Source organism: Paenibacillus sp. AK002 (genome assembly GCF_053903045.1).
The window spans coordinates 1,419,482-1,441,040 of the sequence record NZ_CP096377.1; the positions used below are offsets into that span (position 1 = coordinate 1,419,482).

Annotated in this window: 14 protein-coding genes; 11 read left to right on the forward strand and 3 right to left on the reverse strand. The window is 53.8% G+C overall.

Annotated features, from left to right (window positions below; all coding sequences use genetic code 11):
- Nucleotides 1-2 precede the first annotated feature (2 nt).
- From M1D70_RS06060 to M1D70_RS06085, 6 genes are all read left to right on the forward strand, one after another.
- Nucleotides 3-2,579: a DUF5696 domain-containing protein gene (locus tag M1D70_RS06060; RefSeq protein ID WP_456289423.1), complete on the forward strand. Its 2,577-nt coding sequence runs from the start codon at nucleotides 3-5 to the stop codon at nucleotides 2,577-2,579.
- A complete protein-coding gene (locus tag M1D70_RS06065) occupies nucleotides 2,576-3,475 on the forward strand; it encodes a carbohydrate ABC transporter permease (protein WP_009589745.1) in 900 nt (299 codons plus the stop codon). Before M1D70_RS06060 ends, M1D70_RS06065 begins: the two co-directional genes overlap by 4 nt.
- Nucleotides 3,476-3,524: 49 nt before the next feature.
- Complete coding sequence (locus tag M1D70_RS06070; protein WP_009589706.1) at nucleotides 3,525-4,520, forward strand: carbohydrate ABC transporter permease; 996 nt, start codon at nucleotides 3,525-3,527, stop codon at nucleotides 4,518-4,520.
- A gap of 210 nt (nucleotides 4,521-4,730) precedes the next feature.
- The gene (locus M1D70_RS06075) at nucleotides 4,731-5,762 is read left to right on the forward strand and encodes a glycosyl hydrolase (protein WP_009589749.1); all 1,032 of its coding nucleotides are present in this window, start codon (nucleotides 4,731-4,733) and stop codon (nucleotides 5,760-5,762) included.
- Between the two features lie 145 nt (nucleotides 5,763-5,907).
- Complete coding sequence (locus tag M1D70_RS06080) at nucleotides 5,908-8,466, forward strand: glycoside hydrolase family 2 protein (protein ID WP_456289424.1); 2,559 nt, start codon at nucleotides 5,908-5,910, stop codon at nucleotides 8,464-8,466.
- A gap of 346 nt (nucleotides 8,467-8,812) precedes the next feature.
- Nucleotides 8,813-9,355 (forward strand): alpha/beta fold hydrolase, encoded by a 543-nt coding sequence (locus M1D70_RS06085; RefSeq protein WP_456289425.1) that lies wholly within the window; start codon nucleotides 8,813-8,815, stop codon nucleotides 9,353-9,355.
- A 425-nt stretch (nucleotides 9,356-9,780) separates the two neighbouring features.
- Here M1D70_RS06085 and M1D70_RS06090 read toward each other — a convergent pair whose 3' ends face one another.
- The 3 genes from M1D70_RS06090 to M1D70_RS06100 all read right to left on the reverse strand — a co-directional run bounded on the left by M1D70_RS06090 (nucleotide 9,781) and on the right by M1D70_RS06100 (nucleotide 14,644).
- On the reverse strand, nucleotides 9,781-11,601 hold the full coding sequence (locus tag M1D70_RS06090) for an ABC transporter substrate-binding protein (protein WP_456289426.1): 1,821 nt from the start codon (nucleotides 11,599-11,601) through the stop codon (nucleotides 9,781-9,783).
- A 78-nt stretch (nucleotides 11,602-11,679) separates the two neighbouring features.
- Nucleotides 11,680-13,188 (reverse strand): ABC transporter permease, encoded by a 1,509-nt coding sequence (locus tag M1D70_RS06095; RefSeq protein WP_009589698.1) that lies wholly within the window; start codon nucleotides 13,186-13,188, stop codon nucleotides 11,680-11,682.
- 13 nt (nucleotides 13,189-13,201) lie between these two features.
- On the reverse strand, nucleotides 13,202-14,644 hold the full coding sequence (locus M1D70_RS06100; RefSeq protein WP_456289427.1) for an ABC transporter permease: 1,443 nt from the start codon (nucleotides 14,642-14,644) through the stop codon (nucleotides 13,202-13,204).
- Nucleotides 14,645-14,789: 145 nt separating this feature from the next.
- Between M1D70_RS06100 and M1D70_RS06105 the strand changes: the two genes are divergently transcribed.
- The 5 genes from M1D70_RS06105 (at nucleotide 14,790) to M1D70_RS06125 (ending at nucleotide 21,437) form a co-directional block, all read left to right on the forward strand.
- A complete protein-coding gene (locus tag M1D70_RS06105; RefSeq protein WP_456289428.1) occupies nucleotides 14,790-16,532 on the forward strand; it encodes an ABC transporter ATP-binding protein in 1,743 nt (580 codons plus the stop codon).
- A gap of 206 nt (nucleotides 16,533-16,738) precedes the next feature.
- Nucleotides 16,739-17,374 (forward strand): SGNH/GDSL hydrolase family protein, encoded by a 636-nt coding sequence (locus M1D70_RS06110; protein ID WP_009589707.1) that lies wholly within the window; start codon nucleotides 16,739-16,741, stop codon nucleotides 17,372-17,374.
- Between the two features lie 314 nt (nucleotides 17,375-17,688).
- The gene (locus tag M1D70_RS06115; RefSeq protein WP_456289429.1) at nucleotides 17,689-18,810 is read left to right on the forward strand and encodes a sugar ABC transporter substrate-binding protein; all 1,122 of its coding nucleotides are present in this window, start codon (nucleotides 17,689-17,691) and stop codon (nucleotides 18,808-18,810) included.
- Between the two features lie 87 nt (nucleotides 18,811-18,897).
- The gene (locus tag M1D70_RS06120) at nucleotides 18,898-20,445 is read left to right on the forward strand and encodes a sugar ABC transporter ATP-binding protein (RefSeq protein WP_050802779.1); all 1,548 of its coding nucleotides are present in this window, start codon (nucleotides 18,898-18,900) and stop codon (nucleotides 20,443-20,445) included.
- Entirely contained in the window at nucleotides 20,442-21,437 is a 996-nt protein-coding gene (locus M1D70_RS06125) for an ABC transporter permease (protein WP_456289430.1), read from the forward strand. Before M1D70_RS06120 ends, M1D70_RS06125 begins: the two co-directional genes overlap by 4 nt.
- Nucleotides 21,438-21,559 lie beyond the last annotated feature (122 nt).

Here is a 21,559-nt window from a genome sequence, read left to right on the forward strand (position 1 = left end):
CCGTGAAAAAAAGAAAATGGCTGTACACGGTGCTTGCATGTACCGTTATAACGTGCATGGCTGCGGGCTTTCTGATCTACGTGAACCGGGGAGCGCCGGCGGTCGACGTCGCTGCGTACAGTAATGCGGCGGCCGAGACGGCGCAAGGCAGGGAGCTCTCCGCCCTGAACGATTTGACAGGCGGCGTGCCCGGCATGGATCTGGTAGCGGAAACGGAGGCGCTTGCGCTGTACTATCATCCGGACACGACCGAGGTCGCGGTGCGGGATAAGCGGAGCGATACGGTATGGTACAGCAATCCGCCAGACCGGATGGAGGACGGAATTGCTTCGCCTTTCGAGAAAGAAGTGCTGTCTTCGCAATTGACGCTGACGTTCCGCGATGGGATCGGCACGCTTGAGACTTATCCGAATTATACGTGGAGCGTTTTGAACGGGAACTATACGGCGGAAGCCTTGGACAACGGCGTTCGCGTCACGTATACGCTGGGAGATGTCTCGCTTGGAATCGACGCCTTGCCGAAATACATCTCGCAGGACCGGCTGCAGGAGAAGGTGGTCAGCAAGCTGGATGCGTCATTGGCCAGATACGTGCAGGCCCGGTATTACCCCATGAAGGATAACCCTGCGATGCTGGAGCGCCTGGACGACCAGATCAAGAAAGAGCTGGTTCTGAAAAAAATGCTGGGCGCTTTCGAGCAGGCGGGCTACACCGCGGAGGATCTTGCCTATGATAACGAAGCGGGCGGAGGGGCCGCCGCAAGCGCCTCTTCGAAGCCGCAGTTCAAGATTCCGCTCGAATACCGGCTGGAAGAGGATTCGCTTGTCGTTACGATACCGCTTGACCAGGTAACGGAAAGCGAGAGTCACCGCCTGCGCAGCGTGGAGCTGCTTCGCTATTTCGGCGCGGCGGGAACGAAGGCCGAGGGTTATATGCTGGTGCCGGACGGCAGCGGCAGCCTGATCCACCTGAATAACGGCAAAGTGAAGGAAGAACAGTACGTGCAGCGCATATACGGCACCGATCCGAATCATAACAGCAGCAGCCGCGGACAGGTGGCCGAGCAGGCGCGAATGCCCGTGTTCGGCATGAAGAACGGGGACGGAGGCTGGTTTGCCGTGATTGAAGAAGGCGACGCCATCGCGAGCGTGTCCGCGGACATCGGCGGGAAGCAGAATTCGTACAATCATGTATTCAGCAGCTTTGCCGTGCGCGGCGAGGATATGCTGGAGCTTTACACCGGAAGTACGGTGCAGGAAATCCAGCTGTTGAATGACAAGCTGTACAACGGGAAGCTGTCCGTCAAATACCGTTTCCTGTCTGGTGAAGAGGCCAGCTACTCCGGCATGGCCCGCTTGTATCAGGAAACGCTTGCGAAGGAAAGCAAGCTGGTTCCCCTGGAAGAAGCGGAGGGCATTCCGTTCTATCTCGATATGCTGGGAAGCGTGGATAAACGGAGATCTTTTCTGGGCGTACCGTATGATGCCGTCGTCTCGATGACCACCTTCGAGCAGGCAGGCGAGATCGCCGCTCTTCTGCATGGCGAGGGCATCGCCAATCTCCGGATGCGTTACCTCGGCTGGTTTGGCCAAGGCGTCCATCACAAAACCCCGGTGAAGGTAAAGACGGACAGCGTTGTCGGAAACGCCGCCGACCTGAAGGCACTGTCCAAGCAATTGCAGGACGCCGGCGGCGGGCTGTATCCGGATGTTGCGTTCCAGCATGTCTACCATGACGATGGTGCGTTTACGCCGTCATCCGATGCCTCCCGTTTCGTGACCAGGGAAACGGCAGCGCTGCATCCGTTTGACCGGAACACGAACCGGATGAACTCGTATTACGGCACGTACAACCTGATGTCGCCGGCGAAGCTTCCCTATTACGTGGAGCGATTCACAGGGCAATATGAACGGTTTGGCACGGGGGCCGTGTCATTGCGGGACCTGGGCGATGTCCTGAGCTCCGATTACCGGGTGCAGCGGGTGGTTTTCCGGGAAACCGCGAAGTTTATCGTGACCGATCAGCTGAAGGCGCTGCACGAGGCATACCCGGATACGATGGTTTCCGGTGCTAATGCTTACAGCTGGCCATATGCGGGCCACTTGCTCGATGTCCCGACGTCGAGCAGCGGATTCGGGCTGACGGATGAAGCCGTGCCGTTTTATCAAATGGTCATTCACGGCTACCTGGATTATGCGGGAGCAGCAGTCAATAACCTGAATGAACAACATTTGCGCAAAGCGCTCCTGCAGTCGCTGGAATTGGGAACGGCTCCGCATTTCCTGTGGTCTTATGAACAAAGCTCGAAGCTGAAGTATACGCGTTTCGATGACATGTACTCCACCCATTACAAGGATTGGTTCGAAGAAGCGGTGTCCTTGTACCAAGAGCTGAACGAGGTGCTGGCGCCGATCCGGACGCAGCGAATGGTGGAGCATAAGCGGCATGAAGACGGCGTGGTGGAAGTAAGGTACGAGAACGGCGCCTCGATTCTGATCAATTATACCGATCAAGCGGTTAATGTTAACGGGATCCTGGTGGAACCTCAAAATTACGCTGTAGGTGGTGACCGGGCATGAAAATGAGATTGTCCCTGACTCAGAAAAGATCCATGCTCGGCCTCCTCTTCATCGCGCCATGGCTGATCGGCTTTATCTTTTTGTTCGCCGGGCCTCTGTTTCAGTCCATTTTGTTCAGCTTCAGTAAATTGAACATCTCTCCCACGGGCTATGAGCTGGAGCCGGTAGGTTGGAGCAATTTCAACACCGCGCTGTTCGTGGACGCGAACTTCAACCGGATCTTGACGGAGTCGATACTGGGTATGGTGGTGGACGTTCCGCTGATCCTGTTTTTCAGTCTGTTTTCGGCCGTTCTGCTGAATCAGAAATTCCGGGGGAGAGCCCTTGCGAGAGCGATCTTCTTCCTGCCGGTCATCCTGGCGTCAGGCGCGATTTCGGCAGCGGAAACCTCGGGTCTGATCAATCTGGTCGGAAATGCGACGGTGGCGGAGGAGCTTGGGCAAGCCTCCGGGCAGTTCAATGTGCTATCGATGGTGCGCATCTTATCCGAAGCCGGATTTCCCATTACCGTAACCGAGTATATTATCGGGGCGGTCATGAGGATCTACGATATTATCAGCAGCTCGGGCGTGCAGATTCTGATCTTCCTTGCCGCCCTGCAGGCCGTCCCGGGCTCGATGTACGAGGTCGCGAAGATTGAAGGGGCTACCGCTTATGAATCGTTCTGGAAAATCACCTTTCCGATGGTGAGCCCGCTCATCCTGACGAACATGATTTATACCATCATCGATTCGTTCGCGGACAGCACCGTGACCCGAACGATTTATGAGACGGCCTTCAAAACGCAGAATTTCGGGCTCAGTGCCGCGATGGCGTGGCTGTATACCATCGTTATCAGCTTGCTGCTGGTATTGATGGGAATCATCGTCTCAAGGAAAACCTTTTATCAAAACTAATGGCAAAGAGATTCCTGGCTGACGGGTGCAGGAAAAAAAGGAGGTCCTTATGGCATCGATTCGGGATCGCTCGGACGAAACGGCTCAGGAACGACTGAACCGGTTCAAGAACAAGGCGCTGCCGATTCTGTGGGCGGCGTTCCGCTATCTGCTGATCATCGGCATCACATTCATCATCATCTATCCGATCATCACCAAGTTCTCCGTCGCGTTCAAAGACAAACAGGATATTTATAACCCGACGATTTACATGATTCCGGTGCATTTCACATTGGATAATTTCAAGATCGTGCTCGACCTGCTGGATTATTGGCCGCTGCTGCTGAACACGATGATTTACGTATTCATCACGATGCTGCTGACCACGATGTCGACGGCTCTTGCCGGGTATGGTTTTGCCAGGTTCACCTTTCCGGGAAGCAATCTGCTGTTCGGCCTGGTGGTGCTGACGATCCTGATCCCGATGAGCACGCTGATGGTGCCGATGTATTTGCATTTCCGCAGCTTTGACATTCTGGGGCTGGTACACTTGTTTACCGGAAAAGAGGGCATCAACCTGCTGAACAGCTACTGGCCATCGATCATCACTTCGGCCACGGCCACCGGGCTTAAGGCCGGACTGTTCATTTATATCTTCCGCCAATTTTTCCGGGGGCTGCCGAAGGAGATTGAGGAGGCGGCGCTGATTGACGGGGCAGGCGGGATTAAGACGTTTTTTGCAATCATGCTTCCCAATGCGATTCCGCCGCTCATTACGGTGACGCTGTTCTCATTCGTCTGGCAGTATAACGACACCTTCTATACCTCGCTCTTTATGAGCGAACAATCCCTCATGCCGCTGAAGATCGCTTCGCTGCCGGCGGACGCCAACCAGTTTCTCCCGGCTCTGATGGGGCTCGGTTCATCGGCCAAGGCCGATCCGAACTACGTGGCGCTTGTAGTGGATACGGGGATATTGCTGGCCATTCTGCCGCTAATCGGATTGTATCTGTTCGTGCAGCGCCATTTTGTGGAGAGCGTGGAGCGTACAGGGGTTGTCGGGTAGAGGCTGCTGAGGATGGATGTCGTGTTGCAGGATAGGTATCATATCGCAGGATAGATGCCATGTGCGCAGGATGAGTGCGGGGCGTGGATCAGGTATCGTGCTTGCCTGATAGGTATGCTGCAGGAATTGGGCTGTGCCATTTGGGTTACGGTGAAGGAAATTTGTAGGTTCTTTCATCCATAAGGCAATTACAGGATAGGAGTGAATCGCATGACAAAAGCAAGCAGCACCCGCTATGAGGTCCAGCCGGACTTGATCAACCCGGCCGCTTCCGATGAAGCAAAACGGTTAATGGGTTATCTGTGCAGCATTTACGGCAAACGGATGCTGACCGGGCAGCAGATTGGCGTTGTGTCAACGCCGGAGTTCGAGATGATCCACGAGGTCACGGGCAAATACCCGGCCGTGGGCGGGTTCGATTTCATGAATTACTCCCCATCCCGGGTGGAGCGCGGGGCCGAGCGTCAAGATACGGATCTGGCGATGAAGTGGTGGGACCGCGGCGGGATCGTGACCTTCTGCTGGCATTGGAATGCCCCGAAGGATCTGATCGATTTGCCGCCGGACCGGACCTGGGGCCGAGGCTTTTACACCAATGCGACAACCTTTGATATCGCACGAGCGATGTCGGAGCCTTCGTCGGAAGAGTATGGCCTTATCATCCGGGATATCGATGCGATCGCTGCCGAGCTCAAGCGTCTGCAGGATGCCGGCATTCCGGTGCTGTGGAGACCGCTTCACGAGGCCTCCGGCGGATGGTTCTGGTGGGGAGCCAAAGGCCCCGAGCCTTGCATTGCGCTCTGGAAGCTGATGTACGAGCGCATGACGCATCACCACGAATTGAACAACCTGATCTGGGTATGGAACGGGCAACACAAGGATTGGTATCCGGGCGATTCCTACGTCGATATCATCGGGGAAGACATTTATCCGCCTGCCCGGGATTACGGCTCTCAATCCGAGCGGTTCCGCACGGCTTTATCGTATACGGATACGGCAAAAATCATTGCCCTGACCGAGAACGGCGTCATACCCGACCCCGATCTCATGCAGGAGGACGGATGCCCGTGGGCATGGAATTGCACATGGTATGGAAACTTTGTGTTCATAGGGGAAGGAAATAACCGGAGGTATTCCGAAGAGTATACGGATGAGTTGCAGCTGATCCGCACCTATCATCATCCGTTTACGGTCACGCTGGATGAACTTCCGGATCTGAAAGGCCGACGGCCTGATCTGTAAGGCATGCCAATTATAGGCCGCTGCCGCTCGCCGGGAAGCTGATCGTAGAGTGGAGAACGAGCTGAAGTGCGAAAGAAGCCACGTCTGTTTGAAGTATGACCCGAACCGCATCAAAATCAATATATAGAGATGGAGAGAGACTATCATGAATTTTAACGTTATGACTTTAAATCAATGGAAATTCAAAGCGTGCGACGAATCCAAGTGGCTTCCGGCCCAGGTGCCGGGCTGCGTTCATACCGACCTGCTGAAGAATGGCATCATCCCCGATCCCTTCTACGGGACGAATGAGCATGACCTGCAGTGGATCGATAAGAAGGATTGGGAATATGAGACGTCGTTTGATTTGGATTCGAATCTGAGCGCCCAATCCCGCATCGAGCTCGTATTCGACGGATTGGATACTTACGCCGATGTGTTCGTGAACGGGGCCAAGGTGCTTTCCGCCGATAATATGTTTCGTTCATGGCGGATCGATGTGAAATCGCAGCTCAAGGATTCGGGAAATGTGATTAAGATCCGCTTCCGTTCCCCTATCCAGGAGGATCTGCCGAAGCTTGAGAAGCTCGGATATCCGCTGCCTGCTTCGAATGACCAGTCCGAGGTTGGCGGTATGGGCGACCAGAAAGTGAGTATTTTTGCCCGGAAAGCGCCTTATCATTACGGCTGGGATTGGGGACCGCGCTTCGTGACCAGCGGGATCTGGCGGGAGGCCAGGCTCGAGGCTTGGTCCGAAGTCAGGCTGGATGATTTGTTTATTCGCCAGGATGAGGTTACGGCAGAAATGGCCAGGGTTACGGCCGTTGCCACCATTGCAGCGGAGCAAGCTTGGCAAGGCGTGCTTCGGGTAAGTGCAGGCGGCCAGACATGGGAACAGAATGTTCGGCTGGAGGAAGGCCGTCATTCGGTTGAATTGAGCCTTGAACTTGCCGAGCCGAAGCTGTGGTGGTGCCGCGGCCTGGGCGAGGCCCATCTGTATTCGTTCCATGCCGAGCTGGCGGAAGCAGAACGGACCGTTGCGGAGACAAAGGTTCGAACCGGCCTGCGCAGCGTCAAGCTGGTACGGGAACAGGATAGCCGCGGCACGTCCTTTTACATCGAGCTCAACGGCACGCCTGTGTTTGCCAAGGGAGCGAACCATATCCCGAACGACAGCTTCATAACGGAAGTGACGGCGGAACGCTATCGCCATGAAATCGCGTCCGCAGCGGAATCGAACATGAACATGCTGCGCGTATGGGGCGGCGGTATTTATGAAGAAGACGTCTTTTACGATCTGTGTGATAAATACGGGCTCATGGTATGGCAGGATTTCATGTTTGCTTGCAGCATGTATCCAGGCGACGAGGCATTTCTGGAGAACGTGCGGCTGGAAGCGGAGGAGAACCTCGTCCGTCTGCGGAATCATCCGAGCATCGTGCTCTGGTGCGGCAACAACGAGATTGATTCCGCTTGGGCGCACTATGAAGAGAAGGGCGGCTGGGGCTGGAAGCAGGACTATACCGAGGAGCTCCGCGAAAAGATCTGGAGCGACTACGAAAAGGTATTCCACGAAATTCTTCCTGAGGCCGTAACCGGTTATGCTCCGGGAGCGGAGTATTGGCCTTCCTCCCCGCTGGTATCGCTCAGCCATGACAAGGAGCAGCATGCCAATCCTTCCACGACGAGCGGGGATATTCATTACTGGGGCGTGTGGCATAACACGGAGCCGTTTGACAATTACAACGTTTACGTCGGCCGATTTATGAGCGAATACGGGTTCCAGTCATTCCCGGAACCGAAGACGGTGCGGACATATGCGGAAGATCGCGATATGGAGCTGGAGTCGAAGGTCATGCTGGCTCATCAGAAGAACGGTGCCGGCAACCGCTTGATCAAGAGTTACATGGATCAATATTATAACGAGCCGAAGGATTTCGAGGCTTTCCTGTACATGAGCCAGATCCAGCAGGGCGAAGCGATGAAGACGGCGATTGAAGCCCACCGCCGCAACAAGCCGTATTGCATGGGCACGCTGTATTGGCAGATGAACGACTGCTGGCCGGTCGCTTCGTGGGCAGGCATGGATTATCTCGGCAGATGGAAGGCGCTGCAGTACGTGGCCAAGCGCTGCTTCCGGGATGTCAGTCTCTCGGTCGAATCCAAGGAACAAGAGATTCGGGTTCATCTCGTATCCGATATTTCAGAAGCGGTTCAGGGCACGCTGAAGGTTCAGTTATTCGATTTTAACGGAAAAGAGCTCTACGGATCCGAGCAGCCGATCCGTGCGGAAGAGCAAGCATCGCTCGTTGTATTCCGGGCTGCGGCCGATGAGCTGCTCCGCGGACATGATCCATCCGAGGTCGTGCTGCTGGCGCAATGGCTTCAGGATGGAGTCGTGGTTGACAGCAAAACATTCTATTTCGTGAATGACAAGCATCTTCGTCTGCACAGTCCGGCCATCAGCGTAAAAGAAGTCGAAGGAAGCGATGGTACGGCGTTTGTGCTGGAGAGCAACGTGCTTGCCCGCCACGTATGGCTGTCCGCCGAAGCGGAAGGCTTCTACAGCGATAACTTCTTTGACCTGATTCCGGGCATCCCGGTGACCGTATCCTTCAGCCGCCGAGATAACGGAGAGCAGGCATTTATACCAGGCAAGCCGGGCCGGGCCGAGGTTCGGTCCATGGCCGATTGCATCGATCCGTCAATGGTGCTGACGGTTTAATTCATCCTGCAATCAATCGCTAAAAAGAGCCGCCCCTACAACCGATTCTGGTGCAGGGGCGGCTTTGTTAGTCTTTAATGGAGCCAAGAATTTGATACTGAAACGGCAAACCATTTCTTTGTCGGCTTCATCATAAGCCGGGGATCCCGGGGGGCGACACCTTGATATCGACATACCTTTATTCTGTGATAAAGAGTATGCCGAGAGTTTCTGATACGGGTCGGATGGGGTCAGATGTCAGCAAACGAAAAGAAGTCCGGCATGCTGCTATCAGTTATTCTAGGTTGGTACACATCCTGTTGGACATGCTCATACCCATAAGCAAAGATCAGGAAGGAGACGGATCATGAAAAAACAAGTTTTGTTCATTCATAGTGCCGGCCCGCAAGGCAACGGCCAAGGAAGCAGTGGCTTGATCGCCCATTTACAAGAACGGCTCGGTGAAGCTTATCATGTCTTATCTCCCGGCATGCCGGATCCGGATTACGCTCTATGGAAAGCGCGGATTGCCAATGAAATCAAGGCATTGAATGGAGAGGTGCTGCTGGTAGGTCATTCCCTCGGCGGCTCCGTGCTACTGAAATATCTTTCGGAAGAAGACTGCCAGCTAACCGTCTCTGGACTGTTTTTGATCGCCGCCCCCTATTGGGGCAAAGACGATGATTGGCGGAGTGAAGATTTTAGATTGCCTGATTCTTTCGCCACCATGCTGCCTCGCATATCCAGTCTGTACCTGTACCACAGCCGCCACGATCCCGTGGTGCCTTTCGCGCACGCTCAGCACTACGCGAAGCAACTCCCCCAAGCTGTCACCCGAGAATACGAGGGCGACGATCACTATTTCTGCGAGGGCTTGCCCGAGCTTGTAGATGATATCAAGCGCCTGTAATCCAAGGCATCATTCTTGGTAAGCCCCCCGTATATGTTAATTACAGGGGGGATTCCTCTCACTCCCCCCTCCCCAAAAAAAAAGGCGAGAGTAGCTGCGCCGCGGCTATCATTCGTCCCTTTTTATGGCTAATGTGAGATGTATCGAAACATGAGCTAACAACGGACTACTTAAGGTAGTGCTCCAGCGGAGAAGGCGGAATGATTCTGGAGAAGCGAAGCGGTCTCCTTTGCCCCCGGATTTCTACTTTGGCCCATTCATTCATAGAAATCTGGGGGCAACAGAGATCGGAAGAATCATCCGCATGCGGAGCGATGCAAAGAACTACCCGTTCCATTGCGATGCTATTGGAGCAAGAAGTGGCGCATATAAACCTCGCATCAAAAAAAGACGACATCAGCTTTTCGCTAATGTCGTCCTCTTTTTTACTTGCTCGCTTTATATGCGCTCAAGAATTCCTTCACCTTCGCCGGATCGGCTACCAGCTCGTTGCCGGTTTTGACGATTGGGCTGACGGTGGAGTAGGCTTTGATTTTGTTGTTGTTGTAGTAGGCCAGGATCTCATCCTGGTTGATCGAGTAGAGCACCGCTCTTCTCAGATCGTCGCTTGTTGCCACATCACGGTTCTTCGTGTTGAACAGCAGGTAGGATACGGCGTTGCTTTCGATCGTTTGCAGCTTCAGCTTGCTGTCGCCTTTCACTACGTCGTATTTCGTTTCAGGCACGCCGTAGTACAGGTGGATTTCGCCGCTGCGCAGTGCGGAAAGCGTGCTGTCCGCATCTTTGATAAAGCGTACTTTCACTTGCTCGATTTTCGGTTCGTGCTCCGTGCCCTTCATGTAGCCAGGGTTTTTGAAGAAGGTGGCTTCATAGTCATTCTTGGAAGACAGGATATACGGACCGCTTGCATACAGCGTGTTGTTGTATTTATCGCCTTCGGTTACCGTGTTCTGGTCGCCGTAAGGAATGTCTTTGTTCACGTCGAATTTCTCAACGTCATACGTATTGATGGATTCAACTTGCTTCTTCGATACGATACCGGCCGATTGGTGAGCCAGGTAGTTCAATACTTGCGGGAACGGCTCGGTTGTCGTCAATTTGATGACTTGGTATTTGCCGTCTTTCGTGCTTGCTTGATTCTTGTCGTCGACAAGGGAAGCGATCTTGGTATCCAAGTCGGCTTCCAGCGCTTCCTTGACGCTTTCGCTGCCGCCGGAAACCTTGGTGTTTTCCAGCACGCTCAGGTCGGTTACGGCTTCAACGGTATTGATGTGCTCGTGAAGCGTGTAGGTACGATGATCAGGCACCGAATTTTTGTCTTTCGCTCTGTTCATGGAGAAGATGACATCGTCCGCGCCTACGCGCTCGCCGGAATCTTCCGCTTTTTTGTTCGTGATTTTTGCAAAGTTAATGTCGTCTCTAAGAATGAAGTAGTACTCCGAGTTGCCTTCGCCGATGGCATGGTTATAAGACAGCGAGCCTTCGGACGTGATCTTGTCATCATCGGTCAGGTTGATCAGACGTACGTTCATGTTGGTGTTGATGATGTTAATGGAACCGTCGTTGCCCTTGATCGGGTCAAGCGAAGTCAGTTCAGAGATCGATTGGGACAGAATCAGCGGCTGCGTCGCACGCTTGGATTGGTCTTTGAAATCAACGGCTTCCCAAGGCAGGGAACGGGATTTCGAAAGACGAACGGAATTCTCGTCCAGCACATCCTTGTTGAACGCTTGGCTCTTCAGGGAGATGTACAATGGAGCGATGTAAGCTTTGTCCGTTACCAGACGTTGTTCGAGCTGCTTGTAAGTCTCAACGGCGTCTTCCGGCGTTTGCGTGGCCGCTTGGTCGATCAGCTTGTCCACTTCCTCGTCAGACATAATGCTGTAGTCGCCGCCGGTTTTGAACAGGGAACGAACGGCATAGTCAGGGTTACCCGTTACGGTTGTCCAGCTGGACAGCGCGATGTCGTAATTGCCGGCATCCTGCTGTGCCTTGAAGCTGCCGTAGTCCGGCTGCAGATTCAGCTTCACGTTGAAGCCGTTCTTGGTGAGCTGGTCGCGAATGATGTTGACATCGGATTCGTTAGAGCTCATGCCAAGCAGTTCGATATTAACAGCGGATGTGTCTGTAGCTGTATCCGCTGGTTCTTGCTGATTTTGCTGTGCATCATCTTTGGTTGTTACGTTGCATCCGGCCAGTACGATGACCAGCGAGAGGAACAATAACAGCAAGGAACTCTTTTTCATTGGTGATACCCTCCTGAGTTGTATATATATAAAATATTTTTTGAAACCAATGTTAGTGTGCCAATGGCACGAAAAGCTTTAATCCAGCTTCGGATCGAGCGCATCCCGCAGTCCGTCGCCCAGAAAGTTGAAGGACAGGACAAGCGCGATGATGGCCAGACCCGGATAAATCGCCAGGTACGAATGCGTCTCAAGGTACGTGCTTCCGATCTTCAGGATATTCCCCCATTCCGGGATATGCGGCTCGACGCCGAGACCCAGATAACTCAAGCTGCTCGTCGAGATGACGGCTGCACCAATGGTTAACGTCGACTTGACGATCATGGGCGCGAGTGAGTTGGGAACGATATGCTTGAAAATAATCGAAAAATTGCTCGAGCCGAAAGCTCTGGCCGCATCGACGTACTCAAAGGTGGAGACCAGGAGCACATTCGCCCTCATGGTTCTTGCATAAGTCGGTATAGCCCCTACGCTGAGCGCCAGAATGAGGTTGACGGTATTGGCTCCGAATGCGGCAATGATCGCAATGGCGAGCAGGATGCCCGGAATGGCGTACAGCACGTCCAGCAATCGCATGATGACGTTGTCGGTATGGCGGCCATAGTAGCCGGAGACGGCACCGAGAATGCCGCCGATGACAACCGGAATCGCCGTAGAAGCGAATCCGACGATCAGCGAGATGCGGGCCCCGAATACGATCCGGGAGAACAAATCCCGGCCGAAGTTGTCCGTACCGAAGGGGTACGCCAGGCTTGGCGGCTGCAGGATGGCGCTGTAGTTGTTATCGATCGCAATGCTGTAATCGAAGGTAAACAGACTGGTCACCGACAGGCAGAACAGGAAGATCACGAAGAACAGTCCGGACATGGCCGTCGAATTGGCAGTAAGCTTTACCCATACGTCGCCCCAGCGGGTCATCGCGGGATTGCCGTTCTTGCGGATCTTCGCAAGAAGGTTGATGCCGAGCACCAGAGCAAAAATATTGCCCGTTGCCGCAGTCAGAATGATCGGAAAAGCAAGCCAGGTCAATGCCGGATGCGCATAATTCGATTTTACGTACCTGGCAACGAGGATAAGCGCAATCAGCTGAATGACGGCTATAACCAAAAGCACGGCCATGGCCGGCAGGAACGTATTCGAGACGTAAGGCTTGAACAGATTCAGCGCCGATATCGCGATGGCAAACAGCTGGGTTAACAGCATGTAAACGGCGATCGTATATTCGGGAGGCTTCTGTTTTTTGATCAGATTGAAACCGAACGTGACGGTAAACAGATTCCCCGTAACGATGCTCAGCAGCTGAACGTAACCCAGGATCCTGGTCGAGCGCCGGATTTCTCCGTCCCTTTGAAGATCCCTTCGGATCAGCAGCGTAATGATGATCTGTATGATCGTAAACAGTGCATATGCCGCAAAGGCGGTGAACACCCACGGTTTAATGGTTCCCCCAGTGAAATCAAAGCTGTTCAGAAGCAGGATCACCGTTAAGGTCAGAGAGATAACCCATGTGAAGCTGGCTTGACTGTACTCGTGTGAGGATTTCAGCTGGTGTTTGGTTTCTTGTTTGGAAAGAAGCTTCTTAATCATGAGTACACCTGCTTTAGTATTGTTTCATCTTGGATCTGATCCGTGGATCGAAGAATGCGTACAAGATATCGATGATGACGTTCACCAGCGATATGGTGATAGCGGTGTAAACCACGCCGCCCATGATGGCCGGGATGTCAGGGATAAATTGTTTATCCACGATGTAGCTGCCGATACCGCTGATGTTGAACACCTTCTCCGTAACGGCGGAACCGCCGAGCATCCCGCCGAACTGAAGTCCGATGACGGTAATGATCGGAATGATGGCATTGCGGACAGCATGCTTCATCAGAATGGTGCGCTTGCCGAGCCCCTTCGCTCTGGCTGTGATCATATAATCTTCATTAATGACCTCCAGCGTGGAGGAGCGCGTCATTCGGGCCACCGAAGCGGTAAGTCCCGTCCCGAGCACGATCACCGGCATGATCATGGACAGCCAGTTCTCCGGATTGAAGGTGGCGGGCAGCCACTGCAGCTTGATCGAGAAATTCAGAATGAAGATCAGTCCCTGCCAGAAGTTCGGAATGGACAGCCCGATCAGCGCGATGAACATAAACGTATAGTCAAAGAACGAATTCGGTCTCGTGGCCGAGATAATCCCGATCGGCAATGCGATCGCAATCGCGAGGATCAACGAAATGACCGTAAGGGTCAGCGTGATCGGAAACTTTCTGGCGATGCTGGAGGTAATCTCTTCGTTGCCCGAGAAGGATTTGCCGAGATCGAAATATGCGATGCCTTTAATGTTGTTCCACAGCTGCGTCAGATAGCCCTGATCGAGTCCGTGCATTTTGTTGAAAGCCGCGATCTGTTCCGGCGTTGCCGTCTCGCCCAATATGTTGGCCGCGGGGTTAAACGGCGACAAGTGAAGAATCGTAAAGACGAGGACCGCTACGCCAAAGATAACGAATACCGTCATCACGAGTCTCTCCAAAATATATTTCAGATAGGGATTGCTGTACAAAAAAATAAGGATGTACATCAGCAAGCCCGGAATAAGTGATATAATGAAGAACAACGGGTTCTCGATGAGAGAACCGAACGTATCGGCCAGAGTCAGCCGTTTGCGATTGTTCAGCTTCAGGTCCTTGGCGGTCCGATCCTTGAGGACTTCACGGAACCTTGCCTCTGCGATCTTGTCGACTTCCTGCCGGAGCTGAGCCTCGCTGATTTTTTGCTTGAAAAACTCATGCTTGCGTTTCTGCTGCTCCATCATCTCGGAGCGAAGGGCCTCCAGATATCCGGCGGCCAGCATCTCGCTGCGTATGCGGTTCTCAGCGGCCGCGTAGTCATCCTTCTTCCGCTGAACCAAATAAAATAGGAAGACCACGAGATTCACGGGCGCTCCCAGTAATAATAGTAAGTATCTATAAGAAGGATTCAGAAGGATCTTACTGTATGTGCTGCTTATCGAACTTATGAGTCTGTTTGGTCTTGCTGCTTCTGTCCCCCCCATAAGGTGCCTTTCCTCCTTGTTTCAAATTGCATTATTCCGAGTGATATAGTATATTTTATTTTAGCCTATTTTAAAAGTCAATAGATTATAAGAGTTGTAGAGTATATTACTTTAATGACATAAGCATAATGGCAGGTGAGCAGAGTTGGAACCGATATTGCAGGTTAAAAATTTGAGCGTGGCCTTTCAATCCCGTGATTCAGAATTTCACGCGGTACGTGGGGTCAGCTTTGAAGTGAAGAAAGGGGAGACTCTCGGAATCGTCGGAGAATCCGGGAGCGGCAAAAGCGTCACGGCACGCTCGATCATGCGGCTGCTGCCTTCCCCGCCTTCTTATATGAAGGATGGAGAGATCCTGTTCCTTGGCCAGAACCTGGCCGAGAAAAGCGAGAAGGAGATGGAAAGCATCCGGGGACGCGATATCGGGATGATTTTCCAGGATCCGATGACCTCGCTGAATCCGACCATCCGCATCGGGGAACAAATATCGGAAAGTCTGGTCAAACACCAGAAGCTGTCCAAGCAGGAAGCGAAGCAGCAGGCGCTTGAAATGCTCAAGCTGGTCGGCATCCCGAACAGCGAAGCGCGGTATAATCAATACCCGCACGAGTTCTCGGGCGGCATGCGGCAGCGGGTGATGATCGCCATCGCCCTGGCGTGCCGACCTGCGCTGCTGATCGCGGACGAGCCGACGACGGCGCTTGACGTAACGATTCAGGCCCAAATCCTCAATCTGATGAAAAATATGCAGGAGCGCTTCGGTTCCTCCATTATATTGATCACGCACGATCTCGGCGTCGTGGCAGGCATGTGCGACCGCGTGGCCGTGATGAAGGACGGCGTGATCGTGGAGACGGGAACGACGGAGGAAATCTTCGAGAATCCACAGCATCCCTATACCTTGAAGCTGTTAAACGCGCTTCCGCGCCTCGACGAGAAGAAGAAAGCGAAGCCGGCGCCGATCATCGTGCCAAGCACGGACTATAAAGGACCGCTGTTAGAGGTGAAATCCCTGAAGCAGTATTTTGATATGGGCAAAGGGAACGTGCTTAAAGCGGTGAATGATATCAGTTTTCATATTCAGGCGGGGGAGACCCTCGGGGTCGTCGGCGAATCCGGCAGCGGAAAATCAACGACGGGACGAGCCATCCTTCGACTTCATCAGCCGACGGGCGGAGAAGTGCTGTATCAGGGGATGTCCGTGAATCGCCTCTCCCCTTCGGAAATGAAGGCCATGCGGCGCCACATGCAGATGATCTTCCAGGATCCGTATGCTTCGCTGAATCCCAGATTGAAGGTCGTGGACATTATCGGCGAAGCGCTGGATGTCCATAAGTTAACCGGAAGCAAGCAGGAGCGGAAGAAGCGGGTCGAGGAGCTGCTGGATATGGTCGGACTGGATCCGGCTTATGCGACGCGTTACCCGCACGAGTTCTCCGGCGGCCAGCGACAGCGGATCGGGATTGCGCGGGCGCTGGCGGTAGAGCCGAAATTCATCGTGTGCGATGAGCCGCTCTCCGCGCTCGACGTGTCGATCCAATCGCAGATCGTGAAGCTGCTGGAGGAGCTGCAGCACCGTCTGGGCTTGACCTATCTGTTCATTGCGCACGACCTGTCGATGGTGAAGCATATCAGCGACCGCGTTGCCGTTATGTATATGGGCAAGATCGTCGAGCTCGCGGAAAGCGAGGAGCTCTACTCCAATCCGCAGCATGATTATACGAAGTCCTTGCTCGCGGCGATTCCGGTGCCCGATCCGAAGATCGAATCCAAGAAGAAACGGGTCCTGCTGGAAGAACGCACCGGAGAGGATAAATATAATCTGGAGCATTCCGAGCTTGTGGAAGTATCGGAGGGCCACTGGGTGGCCATGCCGACCGGAGCCTAATCGAATAGAACCTGTCCCGACCGGAGTCGGGGCAGGTTTTTTTATCCAAAAAAATGATCCGAATCGGCGATTTGCAGTGCTCATAAAAAGGAATTGAGGCCCTGCACGGCAAATATTTAAATGTTAGGAAGCGTTCTCACGATACATGAGCCTACGAATTTCCAAGTGTACGCACAATAGCAACATACCGATGAGGAGGAAGTGGAATGAATCGTTTGCAGCAAGGGGATGTCGTATTATTTCAAGGGGACAGCATTACGGATTGCGGTCGCGACCGCAACTTTTCCGGCAGCTTGGGGAACGGCTACCCGCTATTGATCGACTCGTTGTTCGGCATGAAATTTCCTGAGTTGAACGTTACCTTTTTGAATCGAGGGATCAGCGGAAACCGGGTCGTCGACTTGAATAACAGATGGCAGGAGGATTGCCTGGACCTGAAGCCGGACTGGGTATCCATCTATATCGGAATCAACGACACTTGGCGCCGATATGATAGCGGGGACCCGACAAGCACCGAGGATTATAAAGCCGGGTACCGCAAATTGATCGAACGGACGAAAGAAGCGCTGGACGCCAAGCTGATTCTGGTTGAACCGTTCGTGCTGCCTCATCCGGAGGATCGGAGAGCTTGGCGCGAGGATCTGGATCCGAAAATTACGGCGGTCCGCGAATTGGCGGTGGAATACGGAGCCCTGCTGGTGCCGCTGGACGGATTGTTCGCTGCGGCGTCGGTACGGCGCGAAGCTGCCTTCTGGGCGCCGGACGGCGTGCATCCGTCACCGGCCGGACACGGCTTGATCGCGAAGGCCTGGCTTGAAACGATGGGCGTTTCTTTGGGCTAACGGTTGGTTTAGAAATGAAGCTGAATGTAACAAACGCTGGATGCACGGAATCCGTGCTCCTAATGGAAAGAGCTTGGGCGCGAATGTCGTGCCCGGAGCTCTTTTTTTATATGAGAATGGCAATAGGTATGAAATATGGGTTCGTGGCTGCCGATACAATTAGAAATGTTAGAAATCACTTTCATTTTTTTTGCGTATGTGGTGTAATGCATTAAAGCGAAAAAATAATGGTTGACGCCTCTTTTTAAATCCTATAGGATTACTTGTATTAATTAATATTCGTCTTTTTTACGGAAAACAGGGGGAGAGAGAACATGAAAGCCATGAAACATGTAAGGAAATTATCGGCGCTGGCGCTGGCGTTTGTGATCGTATTGACCGGATGCGCCGAATCGGGCAGCGGCGGCGGCAGCGGGTCGGGCAATCTGGCGGACAAGGTCGAGAACCTGCCGGCAGGCATTGCCGAGAAGGATCCGGTGAAACTGATGGTCGTTCGGAAAATCGGGGGCGATGACCATACGGCTCAATTTTTGGCTGGGGCGAAGCAGGAAGGCGAGGCACTCGGGTTTAAGGTGGATACCTTCTCGGCGAACGGAGACTCCGCCAAATTCCATGATGCGATCGCCCAAGCCATTGACAGCGACTACGATGGATTTATCATATCGCATGGCGACGATCCTGCATCGGTTCAGGACGTGAAGAAGATTACCGAAAAGGGAATTCCGGTCGTCACCTTCGACTCCTTGCCGGAGATCGGTGACATTGCAGGGGTGACCCAGACATCGCAGGATGACGAGCAGCTCGCGAAGCTGGCGTTGGACAAGCTGATTGAAGAGCAAGGGCCGGAGGCCAACATCGTTTACCTCTGGGTAGACGGCTTCCCGCCGATGGTGCGTCGTAATGCAGTATACCAGGAAACGCTGAAGAACAACCCGGGCATTAAGGAAGTGGAGCGTTTCGGCGTAGCGAGTGACCAGACTTCCTTGGAAACGCAAAACGCGGTATCCGCTATCCTGACGAAATATCCGAAGGGCGAAATCGATGCAATCTTCGCAACCTGGGATGCATTCGCCATCGGCGCGGCCAGAGCACTGGAGGAAGCGGGACGCAGCGAGGTTAAGATTTACGGCATCGACGTATCCAACGCGGACCTGGAGCTGATCCAGAAACCGGACAGCCCTTGGGTGGCTACCGCAGCCGTCGATCCGAAGATGATCGGCGCCATCAACGTTCGTTTGCTGGCGAAGAAGATTGCAGGCGAGGAAACACCTGCTACGTATAATCTGGAGCCTGTATTGATCGAGCGCTCCGGCCTTGAGGGTGCTACCGAAGCGGTCAACATGGTGAACCTGGCGGATATTATCCCGAGCTGGGGAACAAGCACGGAATTCGAAGAGGACTGGATGAAGGCATTGAAAGAAGCAGGCGGCAAATAAACAGCAATATTCATACAGGCGCTCTTGTCGGTCATCGATAGGGGCGCCCTATCCTATTTGAAGGGAAGAATACACTTGCGAAGCGTGATGGAGCCAACAACTGCCAGCTCGACCGACAATTCGGGAGCGGCACCCTTACTTCAAATGAAGCACATATCGATCTCTTTTCCAGGCGTTAAGGCGTTGACCGATGTTGATTTTCAGACGACCGCGGGGACGGCTCATGCGTTGATCGGAGCGAATGGCGCGGGAAAGTCTACCTTAATGAAGATCCTATCGGGAGCGTATACCCATTACGAGGGCGAAATCTGGATCAATGGGAGCAAGGCAGACATCCGTTCACCGAAGGAAGCAAAGGACCTGGGCATTCAGATCGTCTACCAAGAGGTGGATACGGCGCTCATTCCGAACCTGACGGTCGGCGAGAACATCATGCTCGACCGGACCGTTCACGATATGGGCAAACGGCACTTGATCCGCTGGAAGGAGCTCCATCGGGAAGCCGAATCGATTCTTGCGCGGATGAATATCCGGGTCCCGGTCAAAAAGCTGATTTCGGAGCTGACGCTGGCGGAGAAACAGATGGTGCTGATCGCCAGAGCCGTCTCCAAGCAGTGCCGCATTCTGGTGCTGGACGAGCCGACCGCGCCGCTCAGCCATAGCGAGACGGAGCAGCTGTTCAAGCTGGTGCGCAAGCTGAAGCAGGACGGAGTCGGCATTATTTTCATATCGCACCGGCTGCCGGAGCTGTACGAAATCTGCGACGACATCACGATCATGCGGGATGGTCTGCTGGTGAAGAGCGACCGCATCGCGAATATCGATCAGCCAAAAGTGGTGGAATACATGCTGGGCTCCAAGATGGATCAGCAGTTTCCCCATATCGAGCGAGACATCGGTCCTGCGCGGTTAGAGGTAAAGGGCATGTACGACCCGGGCAAAATCAACGGCGTTGATCTGTGCCTCCGCCAAGGGGAGATCGTCGGTTTGGCAGGCCTTGTCGGGGCCGGGAAAACCGAGCTGTGCCGGGCGATATTCGGGGCTTCCGGCACGTCAACCGGCGAGATGATACTGGATGGAAAAAAGCTGCGCATCCGCTCGCCGCATGATGCCGTGCGGAACGGCATTGCGCTCGTACCCGAGGAGCGCCGCCGGGAAGGCGTGTTCGTGGAAGAGCCGGTGTCCGTCAATTTAACGGCCGCGGTGCTGTCCCAATTTTCCAAATGGGGTTCCTGGCTAAGCTTTGGCAGGGAGAAACAGGCGGCGAGAGAGATGATCGAATCGCTCGGGATCAAAACTCCGAGCGAGAGAGCGCGGGTGAGAAACCTGTCCGGGGGCAACCAGCAGAAGGTGGCGATCGGCAAATGGCTGCTGGCCGACGCGGACGTGTATATTTTCGATGAACCGACCAAGGGCGTTGACGTTGGCGCGAAGCGGGATATTTTTAAGCTGGTGGCCGAGCTGGCCAAGCGGGGGAAATGCGTGCTGTACGCTACGAGCGAGCTGCCCGAGATCGTGGGCATCACCGACCGGGTGTATGTGATGTATGACGGCCGCATCACGAAGGAGCTGACAACGCGGTCAACGAATGAAGAGGAATTATTGCTTTACTGCACAGGAGGCGGGTTGACATGAATACAGCAAGACCTGTTAAGGAGAAGCCGGCGGCTAGCTTCGCATTCGATTTTCTATATAAATACGGCACGTTGATTACGGTATTCGTACTTATTCTCGTCTTCGGGACCGTTGCCGACAACTTTTTGAATACAAGCAACATTATTAACATTCTCCGTTCGATCTCGATCGTGACGATCATTGCCGTAGGTTTGACCGTATCGCTCGCCGTTGGCGGCTTTGACCTATCCGTCGGCTCGACGGCCTCCCTGGCAAACGCGCTGGTCATATCCATGTTCGTTTGGCACGGGCAAAACATCGGCATCGGCATCGGCCTCACGCTGCTGTTCTGCCTGGCCGTCGGGCTGATCAACGCGTTTCTGGTCATCAATTTCAAGATCGACGACATGCTGATGACCCTGGCGACGATGTTTATCTTCCAGGGCGTTGCCCTGACGTATACCCGGGGCGCTACCATCTCCCAGAATATGATCATGCCGAGCGGGGACTTTGCCACCGGTAAAATCCCGGCGCTGTTCGAGAAGATCGGGCAGGTGCCATGGATCATTATCATTATGGTTCTCGTGGTCCTCGTGGTCCATCTGTTCCTGACCTATACGAAACACGGACGGTACATGTACATGATCGGGGGCAACCGCGAAGCGGCGGCTCTATCCGGGATCCCGGTGAGTAAATACCGTCTGATCGCTTATCTGGTCTCCGCATTGTTTGCCGCTGTCGGCGGCATCATCCTCGGGGCTCGCGTCATGACGGCCGAGGTCAACTCCGGCGGACCCTATCTCATGGATGCCGTTGCCGCGACTTTCATCGGATATTCCGTCTTCGGAGCCGGCAAGCCGAACGCGCTCGGGACCTTTGTCGGCGCGGTGTTGATCGGTATTTTGCAAAACGGTCTGATCATGCTGTCGGTGCCGTATTATGCGATGGATATCGTCAAGGGCTCGGTGCTGGCGCTTGCGCTGGCCTTAACCTACTATAAGAAGAGACATTGATGACGAATCGGGACATGATTTGACCCAGCTAGTTCCATTCATGCTATCGAGACCATCCCACCCGTGATTCTAAATCAGGGGGCGGATGGTTTTTTTCATGGATCGCTTCTAAGGGTGGCAAC

Excerpts from the sequence above, each read along its gene's own strand:
- M1D70_RS06065 (WP_009589745.1), top strand. The coding sequence starts at position 2,576 with ATGAAAATGAGATTGTCCCTGACTCAGAAAAGATCCATGCTCGGCCTC.
- M1D70_RS06070 (WP_009589706.1), top strand. The coding sequence starts at position 3,525 with ATGGCATCGATTCGGGATCGCTCGGACGAAACGGCTCAGGAACGACTG.
- M1D70_RS06075 (WP_009589749.1), top strand. The coding sequence starts at position 4,731 with ATGACAAAAGCAAGCAGCACCCGCTATGAGGTCCAGCCGGACTTGATC.
- M1D70_RS06080 (WP_456289424.1), top strand. The coding sequence starts at position 5,908 with ATGAATTTTAACGTTATGACTTTAAATCAATGGAAATTCAAAGCGTGC.
- M1D70_RS06085 (WP_456289425.1), top strand. The coding sequence starts at position 8,813 with ATGAAAAAACAAGTTTTGTTCATTCATAGTGCCGGCCCGCAAGGCAAC.
- M1D70_RS06090 (WP_456289426.1), bottom strand. The coding sequence starts at position 11,601 with ATGAAAAAGAGTTCCTTGCTGTTATTGTTCCTCTCGCTGGTCATCGTA.
- M1D70_RS06095 (WP_009589698.1), bottom strand. The coding sequence starts at position 13,188 with ATGATTAAGAAGCTTCTTTCCAAACAAGAAACCAAACACCAGCTGAAA.
- M1D70_RS06100 (WP_456289427.1), bottom strand. The coding sequence starts at position 14,644 with ATGGGGGGGACAGAAGCAGCAAGACCAAACAGACTCATAAGTTCGATA.
- M1D70_RS06110 (WP_009589707.1), top strand. The coding sequence starts at position 16,739 with ATGAATCGTTTGCAGCAAGGGGATGTCGTATTATTTCAAGGGGACAGC.
- M1D70_RS06115 (WP_456289429.1), top strand. The coding sequence starts at position 17,689 with ATGAAAGCCATGAAACATGTAAGGAAATTATCGGCGCTGGCGCTGGCG.
- M1D70_RS06120 (WP_050802779.1), top strand. The coding sequence starts at position 18,898 with ATGGAGCCAACAACTGCCAGCTCGACCGACAATTCGGGAGCGGCACCC.
- M1D70_RS06125 (WP_456289430.1), top strand. The coding sequence starts at position 20,442 with ATGAATACAGCAAGACCTGTTAAGGAGAAGCCGGCGGCTAGCTTCGCA.